The sequence below is a fragment of the Vreelandella indica genome (genome assembly GCF_037070225.1).
GTDB classification, from domain to species: domain Bacteria; phylum Pseudomonadota; class Gammaproteobacteria; order Pseudomonadales; family Halomonadaceae; genus Vreelandella; species Vreelandella arctica.
In genome coordinates this window covers 44,550-63,335 of sequence record NZ_JBANSO010000024.1, presented here as the reverse complement: position 1 = coordinate 63,335, position 18,786 = coordinate 44,550, and the positions used below count along the sequence as shown (strand labels likewise).

Sequence of the window (18,786 nt, the reverse complement as noted above, 5' to 3'; positions counted from 1 at the left end):
CCAAGGAGCCACGACATGTTCCGCAGATTAATGATCAGTGCCGCTCTTGTCGGCACGCTCTTCGCCACTATTTTTGCCACGACGGCTGCCTACGCGGAACAGTTCGCCCGGGTAGGCGATTACGAGATTCACTACAGCGCGGTGAGCAGCAGCTTTTTGACTCCAGAGGTGGCCCAAGCGAACAACCTCCAACGCAGCGCCAACCGCGGCTTGGTCAATGTTAGCGTGCGTGAGCGCCAGGAGGATGGCAGTACTCGCGCCGTCAATGCCAGCGTGCAGGGCCATGTGAGCGGCTTAACCGGGGTTCAGGAATCCCTCAGTTTTCGCACCGTTCATGACGGCGACGCCACCTACCATCTGGCGCCTTTCACAATGCGTGAAGATGAAAGCATGCGCTTCGAGTTAAGCGTGCGCTATGACCGCAACGCCGCTCCCGAACCGGTGAACTTTATTCAGCGTTTTTATATTGATCGCTAAGCCACACCTGTATAAATCTCGAAAGGGGCCGTGAATAGATTGACGCAAGGGCGCTGTAGACCCGTCCTTGGGCGCTACTTTCGCCATCCATGGCGAAAGACCCTTACTTACAACTACCCACGGCCGCTGGCCATACACCAAACTTACTCTATCTACAGCCGCACAGATAGTTGACGGGCTAACCGTACACCCGTAGGGGTTCCCTTCTCTCGCTCCACGACAATTCCATAGGCCAGCACTTCCACACCGCTGGCCGCGGCCTCCGACAGAGCCGCTGCGTACGTCGCATCAATATGCGCAGCGGCGGCGACGTCAGCAATGCCTTCGTGGGCAACACAAAACAGTAGCACTGCCCGTTCACCCTGCTCCGCCAGTAACCGCAGCGAATGCAGATGCTTGGTGCCGCGCACGCTTACCGAGTCCGGAAAGTAGCCGTGGCCATCCTCCTCTTTCAGGGTGACCTGCTTCACCTCAATATACGCCCGCCCCCGTTCTGGATCATCCAGTCTAAAATCGAGGCGGGCACCGGCTACTTTCACTTCCCGGCGCAAGGTGGCATAGCCTGCTAACGGCGCCAAAGCCCCCGCCTCCAGCGCCGCTTCAACAATGCGATTGGCCCGGCCGGTATGCACCGAGGCGAACGCCACCTGCCCATCAGCTTGCGGGAGTTCGATAAACTCCCAGGTCCAGGCCAACTTGCGCTTAGGGTTATCGCTAGGTGACAGCCACACTCGGCATCCTGGCACGTTCACTGCTTTCATCGAACCGGTATTGGGGCAGTGCGCAACCACCTCGCGGCCATCATCTAACAAAACATCGGCAAGAAATCGTTTATAGCGCTTGAGCAGTATGCCCGATACAAGCGCTGGATAGCCCAGCATCACAACCTGCCCACAAAGCGGGCAATCCGCGCCACTGCCTCTTCCAGGCGGGCCACATCATTGGTGAAGGCAATGCGCACATGGTGTTCGCCACCACGCACGGCAAAATCAATACCGGGGGTAATAGCCACGTTCTCTTCCAGCAGCAGGCGCTCACAGAAGGATTGGCTATCGCGGCTGTAGCGGGAGATATCCAGCCATAAATAGAACGCCCCTTGGGGCGGTAGATCCGGCGCCAGCCCTAAGCTCGCCAAGCCTCTCAATAGCACCTGACGGCGCTCTTTCAGAGTTTCACGGCGCTGTTCGAGAATCCCACGGCATTCCGGCGTAAAGGCTGCCAGCGCGGCATGCTGCGACGGCGTTGGCGCGGCAAGGAACATATTCTGCGCCAGTCGAGTTAATGGCTCTACCGCATGCTTGGGCGCCACCAGCCAGCCCAGGCGCCAGCCGGTCATGCCGAAATACTTTGAGAAGCTATTCACCACAAAAGCACTGTCTGAGAGCGACGTCGCCGAGAGCGGCGCATCGTCGTAGTTAAGGCCCTGATAAATCTCATCGACGATCACCTCGCCTTCGCGCTCGGCGACGGCCGCCAGAACTGCCGAAAGCTGTGTCGCGCTCAACGTATGGCCGGTGGGATTAGAGGGCGATGCCAGCATCGCCAGGCTCGTCTTCTCACGCCAATGCTGCGCCACCAAGGCTGCATCCAATTGCCAGCCACTATCACGCCCCACGGATACCGCATCGATTTCAGCGCCAGCTAACGCCATAAAGTGACGGTTGCAGGGGTAGTTAGGGTCGGCCATCAGCACCCGCGAGCCCGTTTCAACCAATAGCTGGCTCGCCAGCAGCAGTGCGCCTGATGCACCGGGCGTTACCAAAATACGCGCTGGATCTACCGTGGCGTTAAAGTGCTCAGCATAGTGCCCAGCAATTGCTTCACGCAGTGCGGGTAACCCTGCCGCGGGGGTATAACGAGTATGACCACTGGCCAGCGCCTGCTGCCCGGCGGCTATAATCGGCTCTGGGGTAGCAAAATCCGGCTCACCGACTTCTAAATGAATCACATCGTGGCCGACGGCTTCCCGCGCCTGGGCCATTTCCAGCAAATGCATGACCCGAAAAGGGGCAACGTGATCGACACGTGAATTCCAGGCCATAACGGCTCCTTCATCTAATCATTTTTGAAACTGAACAAATATTGAAAAGCTAACTAAAACATGGCGCTAGTCATATTCAAGATCAAACAATCGTAGAAAGCTCACCATTATGCTTGCAAACCAGCAATTTTTCAGCTAAACAAGCATCCCTTTGGCGTGAGATCGTGACATACGCTCATGGTCGATCAGTAGTCACATATGTAAGGGGCAGTCCCATGCCAGTAGCAGAAAAGAAAACGGAAGCGTCCAAGTCCTTCACCCCGTATGAGCCAGCGCCGGGTGAGGAGTATATGAACGAGCAGCAGCTAGCGCACTTCCGTCAGCTGCTGCTGGATTGGAAACAGGATCTCATGGAAGAGGTGGATCGTACCGTACGCCACCTGCAGGAAGATGCGAATAACTACGCCGACCCCGCCGACCGCGCTACCCAGGAAGAGGGCTTTAGCCTGGAACTGCGCACCCGGGATCGCGAGCGTAAGCTGCTCAAGAAAATTAACGAGACGTTGGATAATATCGATGATGACGATTACGGTTTCTGCGAAGCCTGCGGCGTTGAAATCGGCATCCGTCGTTTAGAAGCTCGCCCCACCGCTACGCTGTGCGTGGATTGCAAAACCTTGGCAGAACTGAAAGAAAAACAGCTCGGCGGCTGAGCGCTAAAAGAACGTTCTATTAGAACGCGGGCACCTTAGGGTGCCCGTTTTTGTTAATGACTTTTTTGCACGGCTTATTTGAATAGCCAGGCCTTTCCTAACAACGACGCTACTATGAATAATTTTGCTCGCTATCGTGGCCGCTTTGCGCCCACGCCCTCTGGCCCGCTGCACTTTGGCTCACTGGTCGCCGCCCTAGGCAGCTATCTAGATGCCCGCGCGTCCGATGGGCAGTGGCTGGTGCGTATTGAAGATATCGACCCACCCCGTTGCCCTGAAGGTGCGGCGAGCACAATTTTGCGCCAGCTGGAAACCTTTGGTCTTGAATGGGACGAGGAGGTCATCTGGCAGCACACCCGTGGCGATGCTTATCAACACGCTTTAGATCGGCTGATACAGCTAGATCTTGCCTACCCCTGCAGCTGTTCGCGTAAGCAATGGCAGGCGTTTAATATTTACCCTGGCTGGTGCCGTAATGGCGTTTGTGATGCAAATAAACCGGTGGCCTGGCGGCTACGCAGCGACTGCGGCGAGTGCCCTATCCGCTGGCAAGACCGGCTGTTCGGCGAACAGAAGTTTGACCCGGCTGAACTCGGCGATGTGGTATTAAAGCGCAAAGATGGCCTATGGGCGTATCAGCTCGCCGTGGTAGTGGATGACGCCGAGCAGCAGATTACCGATGTGGTACGCGGGCTCGATTTGCTCGACAACACCCCTTGGCAGCGTCAACTACAGAACGCGCTTCAACTGCCGCAGCCGCGCTACCTGCACTTGCCGCTCGTCGTTACCGCTGAAGGGCAAAAGCTCTCAAAGCAAAACCTGGCTCCGGCCCTGGCAGAAGACGAGCAGAAAGTGCGCCAGCAGCTCTTTCAAGCGCTGGAAGCGCTTGATCAAGCGCCACCCCAGGAACTTGCCTCCGAGCCCCCGGCGACTCAGTTACACTGGGCAGTAGCGAACTGGTCATTGGCGCGGCTAAGGCCTACGGCACACCGCTTAACTCCCTCTTTACATTCATCAGGAGATTGATATGTACGTCTATCGCATCATGCTGTTTTTGGTGTTTGGCGGCTACCTGCTCTCGCCACTGCTGATGAATGGCTGGAGTGACCCTGACTCTGCCTGGTACCGGCCATTTGCGATATGGGGCGGCTTGATTGCGTTAACGCTCTGGCTGGAGCAGAAGAGGAAGCTTGATGAACGTTGAAATAGTCGGCGTCCTACTGCTTGGGCTGGGTTACCTGGCGCTGCTGTTTGGCTGCGGTTTTGCGGTAGAGCGTGGCTGGGTGCCAGTGCATATTACTCGCCACCCCATTGTTTACACTCTTGCCTTGGGTGTTTATGCCAGCGCCTGGGCAATCTACGGCAGCGTAGAAATGGCTGCCAATGCGGGGTTTGGCTACCTTGCCTACTACCTGGGCGCGGCGGGTGCTTTTTTGCTGGCTCCGGTACTGCTAGTGCCGATCCAGCGCATCACCCGTACCTACCAATTAACGTCGCTTGCAGACCTATTTGCCTTTCGCTTTCGTTCGCGGTGGGCGGGCACGCTGGTGACGTTAGTCAGCCTGTTAGCCGTACTGCCACTACTGGGTATTCAAGTACAAACCTTGAGTGATGCCATCGACATCATGACGGCTAGCCAAGCAGGTGGCAGTATTGCGCTGCTTTTTTGCATCATCATTGCCGCTTTCGCCGTGATATTTGGCGCCCGCCATAGCCAATCCCATGGCCGGCACGACACGCTGCTCAGCGCTATCGCCTTTGAATCCATCGTTAAACTTCTGGCCATGCTCGGGCTCGGTGCGGTGGCCCTGTGGATGGTATTTGACGGCCCCGGTGATCTTCAGCTGTGGTTGGAGGGCCCTGGGGCCGTTCTTCAACAGCAGACGCCCAAACTTGACCCGGCCCAGTGGCGAACCCTACTGCTACTGTTCTTCGCCGCTGCGTTTATGATGCCGCACCTATTTCATATCAGCTTCGCGGAAAGCCTGTCGCGGCACACCCTGCTACAAGCCAGCTGGACGCTGCCGCTGTTTCTTCTGCTAATGGCGCTGCCCGTGCCGCTGATCTGGTGGGCCGCGCAGTCAGTGAGTACCGACATCCCCATCGCGGCCTACGCCGCTTTTCTGATGACCGAGCATTGGTGGGTCGGCGCGCTGGCGTTTATCGGCGGCCTGGCTGCCGCCAGCGGCACCATGATCATGATTGCACTGGCGCTGTCGGGCATGGTGCTCAACCACATTGTGCTGGTGGCAAGACCGCCTGAAGCACGCAGTGACCTCTATGGTTGGCTACTATGGCTGCGACGTGGCTTAGTCGTTGCGGTGATTATCGGTGGCTGGCTGTTTTATCAATGGGTAGGCCGCTACCACGGCTTAATTGGTCTGGGGCTGGCAGCCTTTGTAGGCATGGCCCAGTGCCTGCCTGGGATGCTGGCGCTGCTCTATTGGCCTGGCGCTAATCGTAAAGGCATGATTGTTGGCTTGGTCGCAGGCGTCAGTATCTGGCTGTGGGGATTGTGGCTGCCGCTTATGCTTTCACTGCCTCCGCCGGTGCTGCTCTTCACTCCGTTCACGGCTGCCGATGCGCCGCTGTGGTACAACGTCACGCTGGTATCGCTCGCCGTCAATATTTTGCTGCTGATTGTGATCTCGCTGTTTACGCGTATCTCTGAAGGGGAACAATCCGCCGCGGAGGCGTGCTCAGTGGACGCGGTGATCCGCTCCAAACGCTTCCCATTAGAAGCCGCCACCGCTAGCGACTTTTCCACCCACTTAGCCCAGGCACTTGGCGATGAAGCTGCCAGTCGTGAAGTCGCCCGCGCCTTGAAAGCACTTAACTTAACCCCTCAAGAGCGACGCCCCTACGCGCTGCGTCGTTTACGCGACCGCATTCAGGCCAATCTTTCTGGGTTGATGGGGCCTTCGGTAGCGCGGGACATCGTCGATCGCTACCTGCCCTATCGCCACGACGATGCGCCTGAAACCGATGACATTCACTTTGTCGAAAGCCGCCTGGAAGCCTACCGCTCGCGGCTGACAGGGTTAGCCCGCGAACTCGACGGCTTGCGCCGTCATCACCGCCAAACCCTGGCCTATTTACCGGTGGGGCTGTGCGTGCTGGGCGATGACGATGAGCTGCTGATGTGGAACCAGGCGCTCTCACAACTTTCAGGCATTAGCGGTGAAAGTGTGATCGGCTCACGTCGCGACAGCCTGCCCGCCCCGTGGCCAAGTTTGCTGGGCAGCGTGCTCGATACAACGTCAACGCCACTCTACAAACAGGCCGTCACACTACACGGCAAGGATTACTTCCTGACGCTGCACAAAGCCATTCTCAGCGGCCACGACAGCCGTGGTGGTAGTGTAATTTTGATTGAAGACCATACCGAGATGAAGTGGCTGGAAGATGAGCTGGTGCATGCCGCGCGGCTCGCCTCGATTGGCCAGTTAGCCGCCGGGGTCGCCCATGAAATCGGCAACCCGATTACCGGCATCTCGTCGTTGGCCCAGAACCTACGCTACGACACCGACGACCCTGCGTTATTGGAAACAGCTGATCAAATTCAGCAGTTGACCCAACGGGTGACCAAAATCGTCAATTCACTGGTCGGCTTTGCGCACGGCGGTCGCCAAGCGGTTCCGCTTCCCGCCTCGCCTGTCACGCTTTCATCGATTAGTGAAGATGCGCTGCACTTGATCCACCTCGCCCGCTCGGGAGAGGATGTTACCTTAACCAATGAAACGCCCGACGATTTGGTGGTTCGCGGCGATGCTCAGCGGTTAACCCAGGTCATGGTCAATTTACTTAGCAATGCTCGAGATGCCTGCGGCCAAGGCGGGCTAGTGCATATTGACGCCGGGTGCGATGACCAGCTCGCCTGGTGGCGGATAACGGACAACGGTCAGGGGATTGATCCTCGGGTGCGCGACCACTTATTTGAGCCCTTTACTACCACTAAGCCAGCAGGTGAAGGCACTGGCCTGGGGCTTTCACTGGCTTATCAGATTATCAACGAGCACCAGGGTAAAATAGACGTGGCCTCGCCACCGCCCGGACAGCCTCGCGGCACTGCCATTACGTTATGGCTGCCGCTTTACCAACAGGATGATCAGCCAGCTCATGCCAAGGATTCTGATTGTTGAAGATGAAGCCATAATTCGCAGCGCGTTAAAGCGCCTGCTGGAACGCCACGACTATACGGTCAGCGAAGCAGGCAGTGCTGAGGAGGCCTGCCTGCTTGAACTCACAGGGTTTGATCTCATCATCAGCGACTTGCGCTTACCGGGCGAGCCAGGCACTTCCTTAATTGCCACATCAGCCCCTGTGCCGGTGCTGATCATGACCAGCTACGCCAGCATGCGCTCTGCAGTGGAGGCGCTCAAACTGGGCGCCGTGGACTACGTTGCTAAGCCGTTTGACCATGCCGAGCTGCTGGAAACCGTTGAGCGGATCCTGCACAAGCAGTCAAACCAGCAGAGTCCGCCGCCGGATATCACTGATGCAGGTGGTGGACGACAAACCATGATCGGCAACTGCGTTGCCATGCAGCAGGTTTACACCCGCATTCGTAAAACCGCACCAGCGGATGTCACCGTCTTGATTCTAGGCGAGTCGGGCACCGGCAAAGAGCTCGTGGCACGTGCTATTCACCAACAAAGCAAGCGGGCCAAAGCGCCGCTCATCAGCGTGAACTGTGCGGCGATTCCCGAAACGCTGATTGAATCCGAACTGTTTGGGCACGAAAAAGGCGCCTTTACCGGCGCCAGCGCGGCGCGCACCGGCTTGGTGGAAGCCGCCGATGGCGGCACACTGTTCCTTGATGAGATTGGCGAGCTACCGCTGGATGCCCAGGCGCGTCTGTTACGCGTGCTGCAAGAGGGTGAAATCCGTAAAATTGGCTCGGTAGAAACCCGCCACGTTAACGTCCGCTTGATTGCCGCGACCCATCGCGACCTGCGCGCACTGTCAAAAACCGGCGAGTTCCGCCTCGATCTTTATTACCGCCTGAACGTGATGCAGATCGAGCTGCCGCCGCTTCGCGAGCGTGAAGATGATGTGCTGGAGATCGCCGATATTCTGCTCGATAAGGCGTGTAAGCGTCACGAACGCACGGGGCTGCGCCTATCCCGTGCAGCCCGCCAAGACCTACGCGACTACCCTTGGCCGGGCAATGTACGTGAGCTGGAGAACGCCCTGGAACGCGGGGTGATTCTTGCTGAAGGACACTTGATCCACCCGGATGACTTGGGCCTGGCGCCCATTACTGCTCGCCCTCATGCACCCTCCAATAGCACCTCGCCTACCGGGGGCAGCCCAGACAAAATCGCTGAAGAGAATGAAGATGACCTCTCTTTAGAAGATTACTTTCAGCACTTTGTGCTCGAACATCAGGATCAAATGAGTGAAACCGAGCTGGCGCAAAAACTTGGTATCAGCCGGAAAAACCTCTGGGAACGGCGCCAGCGGCTTGGTATACCGCGTAAAAAAACCGCTCGTCGCCCAGGCTAAAGGCTTAGGAAACGGCTTTAAGCATCCACCTAAGACTATCGTCTAATACACTGATTTAAATAAGAAATTATCTATTCGCGGCGACATCGGCACTGTTACCTTCCCACACAACAACGTGCATAAACGGCCGCAAAAGGGGTAACACTTCTCGAGCCGCAAAGTTCCTCTTTATTTCAAAAAACGCCAACCTTTTGAAATTTATAATTTATCCAATAGGTGGCACACCGTCTGCAGTATTACTGGGTAAGAAAAACAAACTGGGCATAGCGGTAGGTCACCAACAAAAACAACACGACCTCGCCCCAACCTGAGCCATAGCAAAAACAACAGGGCCAGGTAGAGATAAAGGTACTAACAAGAACAACAGGCTTGAGTCTCATTACTTGCTGGCGCAGGCAACACAGGCGCCGCAAACAAAAATAAAATTAGCAAGTAGCCCGAAAGGACGCGACGTACACAACAATTTGCATCCTAACAACAACAATAGCAGTCAGTGTGTACACCCCGGCGCCAATAATAATTCCCCGGGGGGAGAATAGTTCGCGGTTGGATTATTGTTTTGAATACGAGGCGGTCGGAACTATCGTGATCCTTACGCCTACCGACTGCGGTGCGTATTCAGGGCGATGTGCCATCATGAAGAAAAACAGCAGCATGGACGCTGATTAATTGCTTAATAGGGGAGGCTCTCTTAGCCTCCCTTTTCCGTGTCTGAGACTTGAGTTTATACACGTTAGTGTCAAGTGCTTTGCAAGCAGCTCTTTGCAAGCCACTCTTTGCAAGCCATCAAGGGTCGGCTACACTCAGCCACTAATTGTTTATGTTCAGTGCTCGTTTGAAGTACTTACTAATGACTATCTTTTCGTACCCTGCGAGTTGAAATTATCGCATGTTTAAAGGATTTACCCGTTTCCTACACAGCCCGGGGGAGCAATTGAAAACCTTGCTCGATCCCCAAGAGAGCACCACCACCGCCCTCTCCCCACGTAATATCCCACGGTCCGAGCACCCTGTTTCTCGCCAGCATATTAGTGATGCCGCGTTAAAAGTGCTCTACCGCCTTAGCGGCGCAGGGTTCGATGCCTATTTGGTGGGCGGCTGCATTCGTGACGCGCTGCTGGGCAAGATGCCCAAGGATTTCGACGTTGCGACAAATGCCACCCCCGAGCAGGTTCGCGATCTGTTTCGCAACTCGCGTCTGATCGGCCGCCGTTTTCGGATTGTCCACGTGCGCTTTGGCCGTGAGGTTATTGAGGTCACCACCTTTCGTGGCAAACCCCAAGACGAGCATGGCGATCATATTGCCCACCAGTCCGATGAAGGGTTACTGCTGCGCGACAACGTATGGGGCAACATCGAAGAGGACGCACTGCGGCGCGACTTCACCGTTAATGCGCTCTACTACAATATCGCTGACTTCAGCATTACTGATTTTGCCAATGGTGCCCGGGATATCGAAACCCGCACCCTGCGCCTGATTGGCGACCCGGCGACGCGTTACCGCGAAGACCCGGTACGGATGCTACGCGCGGTGCGCTTTGCGGCTAAGCTCGACTTCACGTTAGACCCCGCCACCGAAGCACCGATGTACGATCAGGCGCCGCTGCTGCTGCAGATTCCCCCGGCGCGGCTATTCGATGAAGTGCTCAAACTGTTTATGTCGGGTCATGGCTTAGTCACGTTTCGTCTACTCAGCCACTACGGCCTGTTTGGCATGCTCTTCCCTGAAGCCGAAGAAGCCATGGCTGATGCCGCCTGGGCCGAGGAGCTGATTGAACAAGCGCTGACCAACACCGATAAGCGCATTGCCGAAGAGCGCCCTGTCACCCCGGCCTTCCTGCTGGCAGCGTTTTTATGGGCACCGGTCAAACAGCGCCAGGAAGCGCTGGAGCAAGAGGGCATGCCGCCGATACCCGCGCTTCAAGCAGCCGCTCAACAGGTGGTTTCGCGTCAGTTAGAGTTCACATCAATTCCCAAGCGCTTTGGTATTCCCATGCGGGAAATCTGGGAGTTACAGCAGCGACTACCTCAGCGACGCGGTAAAAAAGCCTTCCAAACCCGTGAGCACCCACGCTTCCGAGCGGGCTACGACCTACTCCTGTTGCGCGAACAAGCGGGTGAAATTCCGCGTGGCTTAGGCGACTGGTGGACCGCGTTTCAGTGTGGCGATGAGCACGAACAGCGTCGCTTGCTGCAAAAAGTTGGCGGCGACCCGGCGAGTCAAGGTGATGGCCGGCGCAAACGGCGGCGTAAACCGCGGGCATCTGAGTAGCGAGATTGCGCGTGGGCACCTCTCCTCAACTCGCCTATATTGGCCTCGGCAGCAATCTTGAGTCGCCTGTAGAGCAGCTTCGCGCAGCGCTTAAAGAGCTTGACACGCTGCCGCTGAGCCGTCTGGTGGCGGCGTCATCACTGTATGCCAGCCGCCCAGTGGGGCCACAAGACCAACCGGACTTTGTCAATGCCGTGACAGCGCTGGAAACACACCTTTCGCCACTGGCCTTGCTTGACCAGCTGCAGGCGCTGGAACAACAGCATCGCCGCCGCCGCCAGCGGCATTGGGGGCCCCGCACGCTTGACCTTGACCTGCTGCTCTACGCCAACAACGCTATCAACATGCCACGCCTACAAGTACCCCACCCGCAAATGACCGCCCGCGCCTTTGTACTGCTACCGCTCGCAGAGATCGCGCCCTCACTCAACCTTCTCCAACAGCCGCTATCAGCATGGCTTAAAGGCGTTGAAGACCAAAGCTTGGAACGACTCTCCGACGCCTAGCGTGCACTCAATGCTACCATCTGACACATATCTCGACACCGACACCCCATTCAGGTAACAATTGCCGGTTACGCCACTTCGCGCATGCAGGGATGCAGCGTCAATAATGGCCGCTGCCTATGTCGCAGTGGCCTTGTATAAAGAGAGCACGCCATGAAAACCGTCACTCTAAGCACGCTGCAGGCCTACAAGCAGGCTGGCGAGACGTTCAGTTGCCTGACCGCTTACGATGCTTCCTTTGCCCACGCGGCAAGCCAGGCAGGCATTGATGTACTGCTGGTCGGTGATTCGCTAGGCATGGTATTACAAGGCCATAACAGCACCTTACCTGTCACTATTGAGGACATCGTTTACCACACTCGCTGTGCAGCGCGCGGTAAAGGCCACAGCCTGTTGATGGTTGATTTGCCGTTTATGAGCAACGCCACTACTGAGCGTCTGCTGGAAGATGCAGCCGCCGTCATGCGTGCGGGTGCGGAATTGGTCAAACTGGAAGGCGAAGCCTGGATGGCCGATGGCATTCGTAAACTGACTCGCCGCGGCGTACCGGTCTGCGCCCACCTTGGCTTAACCCCACAAACCGTGCACCAGCTAGGCGGTTATAAAGTGCAGGGCCGCGATGCCGCTCACGCTGAGCGGATCATTAATGATGCCAAAGTCCTCGTTGAGGCAGGCGCCTCGGTGATTCTGCTTGAGTGCGTTCCCGCGAGTCTGGGCAAAGCGGTAACCGAAGCGCTGGATGTTCCAGTCATCGGTATTGGTGCAGGGCCCGATACCGACGGTCAGATCCTGGTGATGCACGATGTACTCGGTGTTACCCATGGCCGCACACCGCGCTTCGTGAAAAACTTTATGGTTGACGCTGACAGTATTCAAACAGCCTTCCAGCATTACCACGAAGCGGTCAAATCGCGCACGTTCCCGGCCCCAGAGCACTGTTTTTAAATACTGTTTTTAAATACCGTTCTTGTAGATCGCTTTTAGAAGAAGACATCTTGACTATGCGCACTTTGCGAGACATTGATCAGCTACGCAGTACGTTGCAGGAATACCGTCAGCGCGGCCAGCGCATTGCCCTGGTGCCTACGATGGGCAACCTGCATGCGGGGCATTTAGCGCTGGTGGCCTGCGCGCGCCAGCACGCCGATATCGTGGTCTCAAGCCTGTTTGTCAACCCGATGCAGTTCGGCCTAGGGGAAGATTTAGACGGCTATCCGCGGACCTTTAACGCCGACCAGGCGCAGTTGGTTGAGGCTGGCTGTGACGTGCTGTTTGCACCTGCGGTGAGCTCACTTTATCCAAACGGCTTGGATGCTCAAACCCGTGTTCATGTACCCGTCGTCGGCGAGGGGTTGTGCGGTGGCTCGCGTCCCGGCCACTTCGACGGGGTTTCTACCGTCGTCAGCATGCTGTTCAACCTCGTCCAGCCAGACATTGCCTGCTTCGGCGAAAAGGATTACCAACAGCTTGCCGTCATTCGCAAGCTGGTGCGGGATCTGCACATGCCCATCGAGATTATCGGTGTGCCGATCGTGCGTGCCGAGGATGGCTTGGCGCTGTCATCGCGAAATGGTTATTTAAGCAGCGAGGAGCGTGCGAAAGCGCCCGCGCTATATCGCACGCTGTGTACGCTACGCGATAGCCTTGAACACGGCGCGGCTATCGAAACAGCCCTTAAGCAAGGCAAAACCGCGCTCTATGAAGCAGGCTTTACGCCGGACTATCTGGAACTACGTGAGACCACGCTCGCGCCAGTGAGTCCCACCACTCGCCAAGCGATACTGCTGGCCGCCGCCAAGCTAGGCCCAGCGCGATTGATCGACAACGTGACGGTACAACTCCCAGGCAGCACTACCAGCTCTGCCAGCCAATAAACTAACAACCGGTCATAGAGGAACTCCCATGCATACCATTATGCTCAAAGCCAAACTGCACATGGCACGCGTTACTCATGCAGTGCTCAATTACGAAGGCTCCTGTGCCATCGATGGCGATCTGCTGGATATGGCGGGTATTCGCGAAAACGAGCAGATTCAGATTTATAACGTCGAAAACGGCGAGCGTTTTACCACATATGCTATCCGCGGTGAGGAAGGCTCTCGGCTGATCTCGATCAATGGCGCCGCTGCTCACCTCGCCGCCCCTGGCCATCGCATTATTATCTGCAGCTACGCCCACTACACTGAAGCCGAATTGGAAAAGCATCAGCCCGCGCTGGTGTATCTCCAGGAAGGCAACCACGTCAGCCACACCAGTAATATTATTCCGGTGCAGTTAGCGTAGAGGTAGAACACTTCACACTTTTCTAAAACGGGCCATTTTGTGGCCCGTTTTAATTTGCTTATAAAAGCGTATTGCCGCAATGCACACCCTTCCCCTATGCTGAAGAGACGGCTGACAGAGCACGTCTAAAAGAGTACGGCTGACAGAGTACGCCAACTGGGCATCTGGAATCAGACTGCCTGCTTTTAACTCCAGGAGTCATCTTATGAAAGAAGTAGTCATTGTTGCGGCACGCCGCACCGCTGTTGGTGCCTTTGGTGGTTCACTGGCTGGCATCCCGGCAAGTGACCTTGGCGCTTTAGTCATTAAAGATATCCTCTCATCAACCGGTGTAGCCCCCGACCAAGTTGATGAAGTACTGCTAGGCCAGGTGTTGACCGCAGGCGTCGGCCAAAACCCAGCTCGCCAAGCATCGATCAAAGGCGGCCTACCGGCCTCGGTACCCGCCATGACCATCAACAAAGTATGTGGCTCGGGTCTGAAAGCGATTCACCTCGCCACGCAGGCAATTCGCTGCGGCGATGCCGACCTGATTCTGGCTGGCGGCCAGGAAAATATGTCAGCGTCTCCCCACGTCCTACCCAATTCCCGCAATGGTCAGCGTATGGGCGATTGGAAAGCCATCGATACCATGGTGCATGACGGCCTGTGGGACGCGTTCAACGACTACCACATGGGCATTACCGCTGAGAACTTAGCCGAGAAGTACGGTATTACCCGCGAAGAGATGGATAAATTTGCTGCTCAATCTCAGCAGAACGCTGCGAACGCTATTAAAGAGGGCAAATTCAAAAGCCAAATCGTGCCGGTAGAAATTCCTCAGCGTAAAGGCGACCCAATCGTCTTTGATACCGACGAAAACCCGCGCGAAGTCACCGTCGAAAAACTGGCGGGCATGAAGCCAGCGTTTAAAAAAGATGGCACCGTTACGGCAGGTAACGCCTCTTCATTAAACGATGGTGCGGCCGTGGTGATGATTTGCTCCGCTGAAAAAGCTAAAGAACTTGGCCTGGAGCCGCTAGCGCGTATTGCCGCTTACGCCAACGCCGCTGTTGACCCGGCTATTATGGGGATCGGTCCTGCGCCTGCTACTCGCCGCTGTCTAGAGAAAGCTGGCTGGAGCTTGGATGATCTAGATTTAGCAGAAGCCAACGAAGCGTTTGCAGCACAAGCGTTATCCGTCAATAAAGAGCTTGGCTGGGATGTCAGCAAGGTGAACGTTAATGGCGGCGCCATCGCCCTTGGCCACCCGATTGGCGCTTCCGGTTGCCGCGTACTGGTATCACTGCTGCACGAAATGATTGCTCGTGATGCTAAAAAAGGCCTCGCGACGCTGTGTATCGGCGGCGGCCAGGGTGTCGCACTGGCCATTGAGCGTTCTTAATAAACGTCTTCGGTTAACCAATCACCTATGCCCCCGTTACGGCGGGGGCATTTTTTTGGCTTGTAGTTGATCAGCGTGACTTTTCACCGACCACTCTGGCAGGTGTGCTCAGCACCAATAGTGCCCCCAGCAGGAATAGCCCCGAAGCCGCCCACATGGCAATGGGTAAGCTAGTACCATCGACAATACGCCCACCCAGCATGGCCCCGAGACCAATAGACATATTGAAAGTGAAGGCCATCAAAGCCGTGGCGGCCTCGGTATTCGGCGCGGTGCGTAAAATCCAGGTCTGGATGCTGACCGAGACGCTGCCAAATACCGCCCCCCACGCCATCAACAACATAACGCCGCTGCTCGGCTGCACACCCAGCACGGGGAACACAGCCACAACAAGCAGCAACAGGCTGGGAATCGCCAGCACGGCGCGGTAAGGGTGACGACCGGCAAACATGCCTGCCGCAATATTGCCCACAATGCCTGCCGCCCCATAAAGCAATAGCAAGCTCCCCACATGCCGTTGGGAAATACCGCTGATCTCTTGCAGAATGGGGCTAATAAAGGTGTAGGCGGCAAAGTGGCCAACCACCACAAAGCCCGTGGTTAACACCGCTATCCGCACACCGCGATTGCTGAATTGCTGCGCCAATACCCGCAGGCGCACCGGTTCCCTTGGTGGTAATGGCGGCAGCCAGCACCACAGCGCAATCGCCGTTAGTAGGCTAAAAACGCCCAACGTGCCAAAGGCGACGCGCCAGTTACTAAGGTCCCCCAGCAGCGTGCCTAGTGGCACCCCCAGCACGGAGGCTGCCGCCACGCCACCAAAGATCATCGTCATTGCTTTTGGCACCTGCGCTTCAGGCACTAGGCGCGGGGCAATACTGCCGGCAACGGCCCAAAACCCACCAATACTAAGCCCCACCAACACCCGAGCGGCAAGCAGCAGTATGAAACTGCTCGCCAGGGCCGACAACACACTCCCGGCGACCATGACGATCATCAATACCGTGAGCATGATGCGCCTATCCAAGCGCCCCACCGCGACCGGTAACAGCGGGGCTGAAAAGGCAGCGACGACGCCAGGTACGGTGACCATCAAGCCCGCCATACCTGGCGTAACACCCATTGAAGCGGCCACTTGAGAGAGCAGCCCAATCGGCAACTGTTCAGCGGTCACCAATAAAAAAATGCCGATCATTACGGCCACCACCGCCCACCAGTGTGGCGCTTGTTCCTGCTCCATTTACTGCTCCCTAACGCTCTCTAAGTAACCGCTTAAAAACCTTTACCGAACAAAACCTTATCGAGCAAAATAAATACTAATAAAACAATCTCTAATAAAACTAATCCTAACCAAAAAATATCGCCCCCGCAGCCAGAGGCTACGAGGGCGATAACAAAAACCTAATTAGCGATTTAAATTGAACTGATTAAATCGTGGCTTCGGCTTCTGTTGCTTCTGCGGCAAAAGCAGCTTTCTCTTCTTCGGTGATCTCTTTCATCGACAGCTTCACGCGGTTGCGGTTGTCGATATCGAGCACCTTAACGATCACGTCGTCGCCTTCGTTCAAGAAGTCGCGCACGTTATTAACGCGCTCAGCAACGATCTGCGAGATGTGTACCAGGCCATCGGTTCCCGGCATGATGTTAACAAACGCACCGAAGTCGGCAATACGTACGACCTTGCCGTTATACAGCTTGCCAATTTCCGCTTCGGCGGTAATCGCCAGTACGGTATCGATGGCACGTTTCGCAGCGGCTTTATCTTCCGCATAGATACGGACGGTGCCATCGTCGTCGAGATCGATGGAGGCGCCGGTGTCTTCGCAAATTTTGCGAATCGTCGCGCCGCCTTTACCGATAACGTCACGAATCTTATCAGGATCGATTTTAATGGTTGCCATGGACGGCGCGTTGTCGGAGACATCGCTACGGCTCTGGCTGATCACGACATTCATCTGCTCGAGAATACTCAAACGCGCGGTCAGTGCTTGTTGCAGCGCGAGCTCCATAATCTCTTCGTTGATGCCTTCGATCTTGATGTCCATCTGCAGGGCGGTGATGCCCTCTTCCGAACCGGCCACTTTAAAGTCCATATCACCAAGGTGATCTTCGTCACCCAGGATATCGGTCAAGACGGCAAAGCCATCGGCGTCTTTCACCAAGCCCATGGCAATACCAGCGACCGGTGCTTTCAACGGCACACCCGCGTCCATCAAGGCCAGCGAAGAGCCACATACAGAAGCCATCGAGCTTGAACCGTTAGACTCGGTGATTTCGGACACTACACGAATGGTATACGGGAAAGCATCTTCGGCGGGCAGCATGGCCTGCACGCCACGACGCGCCAAGCGGCCGTGACCGATTTCACGACGTTTCGGGCCACCCATAAAGCCAGCTTCGCCCACTGAGTAGGGAGGGAAGTTGTAGTGCAGCATAAAGCGGTCTTTACGCTCACCTTCCAACGATTCGATGAGCTGAGAATCACGCAGCGTGCCCAACGTTGCCACGGCAATCGCCTGGGTCTCACCGCGAGTGAACACAGCAGAACCGTGCGCTTTGGGCAGCACACCGACTTCGATGGCCAAGGGGCGCACGGTTTGGTTATCACGACCGTCAATGCGCGGCTCGCCTTTTACCACGCGTGAACGGACAACGCGTTTTTCCAATCCAGCAAAGGCACCTTTCACGTCATCTTTACTGAACTTGTCATTAACCGGTTCGCCTTCATCGGCTGCCAGCTGCTCAATGGCTTGAGCTTTCAGCTCAGCTAGCGCATCTTGGCGCTGCATCTTGTCAGTGATGCGATAGGCATCGCCCACTTTCGCTTCAAAGGCATCGGCCATGGCGGCTTTAAGCGCCACGTTTTCTTCAGCTGCCTGCCATTCCCAGCGCGGCTTGCCCGCCTCAGCGACCAGCTCGTTGATCGCACTGATGGCGACCTGCATCTCCTGATGACCGAACAGTACGGCACCCAGCATCTCGTCTTCAAGCAGCTCTTTGGCTTCGGACTCAACCATCAGCACGGCCTTTTCAGTACCGGCAACGACCATGTCGAGCTCAGAGGTGGCCAGTTCTTCAACCGTCGGGTTGAGGAAGTAGCCTTTCTCTTCGTTAAAGCCAACGCGAGCCGCGCCAATCGGGCCACTAAACGGTACGCCAGAGATACTCAGCGCCGCGGAGGTGCCAAGCAAAGCGGCAATATCCGGATCGTGGTTACGATCGGTAGAGAGAACGGTACAGACAACCTGCACTTCGTTCATAAAGCCTTTGGGGAACAGCGGGCGGATAGGGCGGTCAATCAGGCGCGAGGTTAGCGTCTCTTTTTCAGTGGGGCGCCCTTCGCGCTTGAAGAAGCCGCCAGGAATTTTGCCCACTGCGTAGGTTTTCTCTTGGTAGTGTACCGAGAGGGGGAAAAAGGGCTGGCTCGGGTTAGCTTCTTTTCGAGCAACCACGGTACACAGTACGACGGTGTCATCCATTGTTACCATGACAGCGCCGGTAGCTTGGCGAGCAATACGCCCGGTTTCGAGCGTGACGGTGCTACGACCGTACTGGAACGTTTTCTTTACCGGATTCACAGCGACTTCCTTCAGCATTATCAATATCTACTTGTCTATTCGTTTAGGTCGTTTTGACTCGTTACCATTCTAGGCGCTGGAGCG

The 18,786-nt window shown here is 56.2% G+C and carries 16 protein-coding genes; 12 read left to right on the top strand and 4 right to left on the bottom strand.

Annotated features, from left to right (window positions below; translation table 11 throughout):
• Positions 1–15: 15 nt before the first annotated feature.
• Positions 16–477, top strand: a complete 462-nt coding sequence (locus tag V8L71_RS15960) for a DUF4426 domain-containing protein (protein ID WP_336274730.1) — start codon at positions 16–18, stop codon at positions 475–477.
• 152 nt (positions 478–629) lie between these two features.
• Here V8L71_RS15960 and sfsA read toward each other — a convergent pair whose 3' ends face one another.
• Together sfsA and V8L71_RS15950 are read right to left on the bottom strand one after the other, a co-directional pair.
• Positions 630–1,358: a DNA/RNA nuclease SfsA gene (gene sfsA / locus V8L71_RS15955; RefSeq protein ID WP_336274729.1), complete on the bottom strand. Its 729-nt coding sequence runs from the start codon at positions 1,356–1,358 to the stop codon at positions 630–632.
• The gene (locus tag V8L71_RS15950; protein ID WP_336274728.1) at positions 1,358–2,518 is read right to left on the bottom strand and encodes an aminotransferase class I/II-fold pyridoxal phosphate-dependent enzyme; all 1,161 of its coding nucleotides are present in this window, start codon (positions 2,516–2,518) and stop codon (positions 1,358–1,360) included. Before V8L71_RS15950 ends, sfsA begins: the two co-directional genes overlap by 1 nt.
• Positions 2,519–2,733: 215 nt before the next feature.
• On the opposite strand from V8L71_RS15950, the gene dksA reads away from it, so the two are divergent.
• The 11 genes from dksA (at position 2,734) to V8L71_RS15895 (ending at position 15,124) form a co-directional block, all read left to right on the top strand.
• Entirely contained in the window at positions 2,734–3,171 is a 438-nt protein-coding gene (gene dksA, locus V8L71_RS15945; protein ID WP_008958813.1) for an RNA polymerase-binding protein DksA, read from the top strand.
• Between the two features lie 114 nt (positions 3,172–3,285).
• Positions 3,286–4,197 carry a tRNA glutamyl-Q(34) synthetase GluQRS gene (gene gluQRS, locus V8L71_RS15940; RefSeq protein WP_336274727.1) on the top strand — a complete coding sequence of 304 codons (912 nt, stop codon included), beginning with the start codon at positions 3,286–3,288 and terminating at the stop codon, positions 4,195–4,197.
• 1 nt (position 4,198) lies between these two features.
• Positions 4,199–4,375 carry a hypothetical protein gene (locus tag V8L71_RS15935; protein WP_198556006.1) on the top strand — a complete coding sequence of 59 codons (177 nt, stop codon included), beginning with the start codon at positions 4,199–4,201 and terminating at the stop codon, positions 4,373–4,375.
• The gene (locus V8L71_RS15930) at positions 4,365–7,313 is read left to right on the top strand and encodes an ATP-binding protein (protein WP_336274726.1); all 2,949 of its coding nucleotides are present in this window, start codon (positions 4,365–4,367) and stop codon (positions 7,311–7,313) included. Before V8L71_RS15935 ends, V8L71_RS15930 begins: the two co-directional genes overlap by 11 nt.
• The gene (locus V8L71_RS15925) at positions 7,291–8,679 is read left to right on the top strand and encodes a sigma-54-dependent transcriptional regulator (protein WP_336274725.1); all 1,389 of its coding nucleotides are present in this window, start codon (positions 7,291–7,293) and stop codon (positions 8,677–8,679) included. The genes V8L71_RS15930 and V8L71_RS15925 overlap by 23 nt, the downstream gene beginning before the upstream one ends.
• 889 nt (positions 8,680–9,568) lie before the next feature.
• Positions 9,569–10,951 (top strand): polynucleotide adenylyltransferase PcnB, encoded by a 1,383-nt coding sequence (pcnB, locus tag V8L71_RS15920; protein WP_336274724.1) that lies wholly within the window; start codon positions 9,569–9,571, stop codon positions 10,949–10,951.
• Positions 10,952–10,962: 11 nt separating this feature from the next.
• On the top strand, positions 10,963–11,457 hold the full coding sequence (folK, locus tag V8L71_RS15915) for a 2-amino-4-hydroxy-6-hydroxymethyldihydropteridine diphosphokinase (protein WP_101145685.1): 495 nt from the start codon (positions 10,963–10,965) through the stop codon (positions 11,455–11,457).
• Positions 11,458–11,610: 153 nt separating this feature from the next.
• Positions 11,611–12,402 (top strand): 3-methyl-2-oxobutanoate hydroxymethyltransferase, encoded by a 792-nt coding sequence (panB, locus tag V8L71_RS15910; protein ID WP_101145686.1) that lies wholly within the window; start codon positions 11,611–11,613, stop codon positions 12,400–12,402.
• Between the two features lie 56 nt (positions 12,403–12,458).
• Entirely contained in the window at positions 12,459–13,331 is an 873-nt protein-coding gene (panC, locus tag V8L71_RS15905) for a pantoate--beta-alanine ligase (RefSeq protein WP_336274723.1), read from the top strand.
• 28 nt (positions 13,332–13,359) lie between these two features.
• Positions 13,360–13,740 (top strand): aspartate 1-decarboxylase, encoded by a 381-nt coding sequence (panD, locus tag V8L71_RS15900; protein ID WP_101145688.1) that lies wholly within the window; start codon positions 13,360–13,362, stop codon positions 13,738–13,740.
• Between the two features lie 205 nt (positions 13,741–13,945).
• Complete coding sequence (locus tag V8L71_RS15895) at positions 13,946–15,124, top strand: acetyl-CoA C-acetyltransferase (protein ID WP_101145689.1); 1,179 nt, start codon at positions 13,946–13,948, stop codon at positions 15,122–15,124.
• A gap of 70 nt (positions 15,125–15,194) precedes the next feature.
• Here V8L71_RS15895 and V8L71_RS15890 read toward each other — a convergent pair whose 3' ends face one another.
• Together V8L71_RS15890 and pnp are read right to left on the bottom strand one after the other, a co-directional pair.
• On the bottom strand, positions 15,195–16,364 hold the full coding sequence (locus tag V8L71_RS15890; protein ID WP_101145690.1) for an MFS transporter: 1,170 nt from the start codon (positions 16,362–16,364) through the stop codon (positions 15,195–15,197).
• 187 nt (positions 16,365–16,551) lie between these two features.
• Positions 16,552–18,720 (bottom strand): polyribonucleotide nucleotidyltransferase, encoded by a 2,169-nt coding sequence (gene pnp, locus V8L71_RS15885; protein WP_101145691.1) that lies wholly within the window; start codon positions 18,718–18,720, stop codon positions 16,552–16,554.
• Positions 18,721–18,786 lie beyond the last annotated feature (66 nt).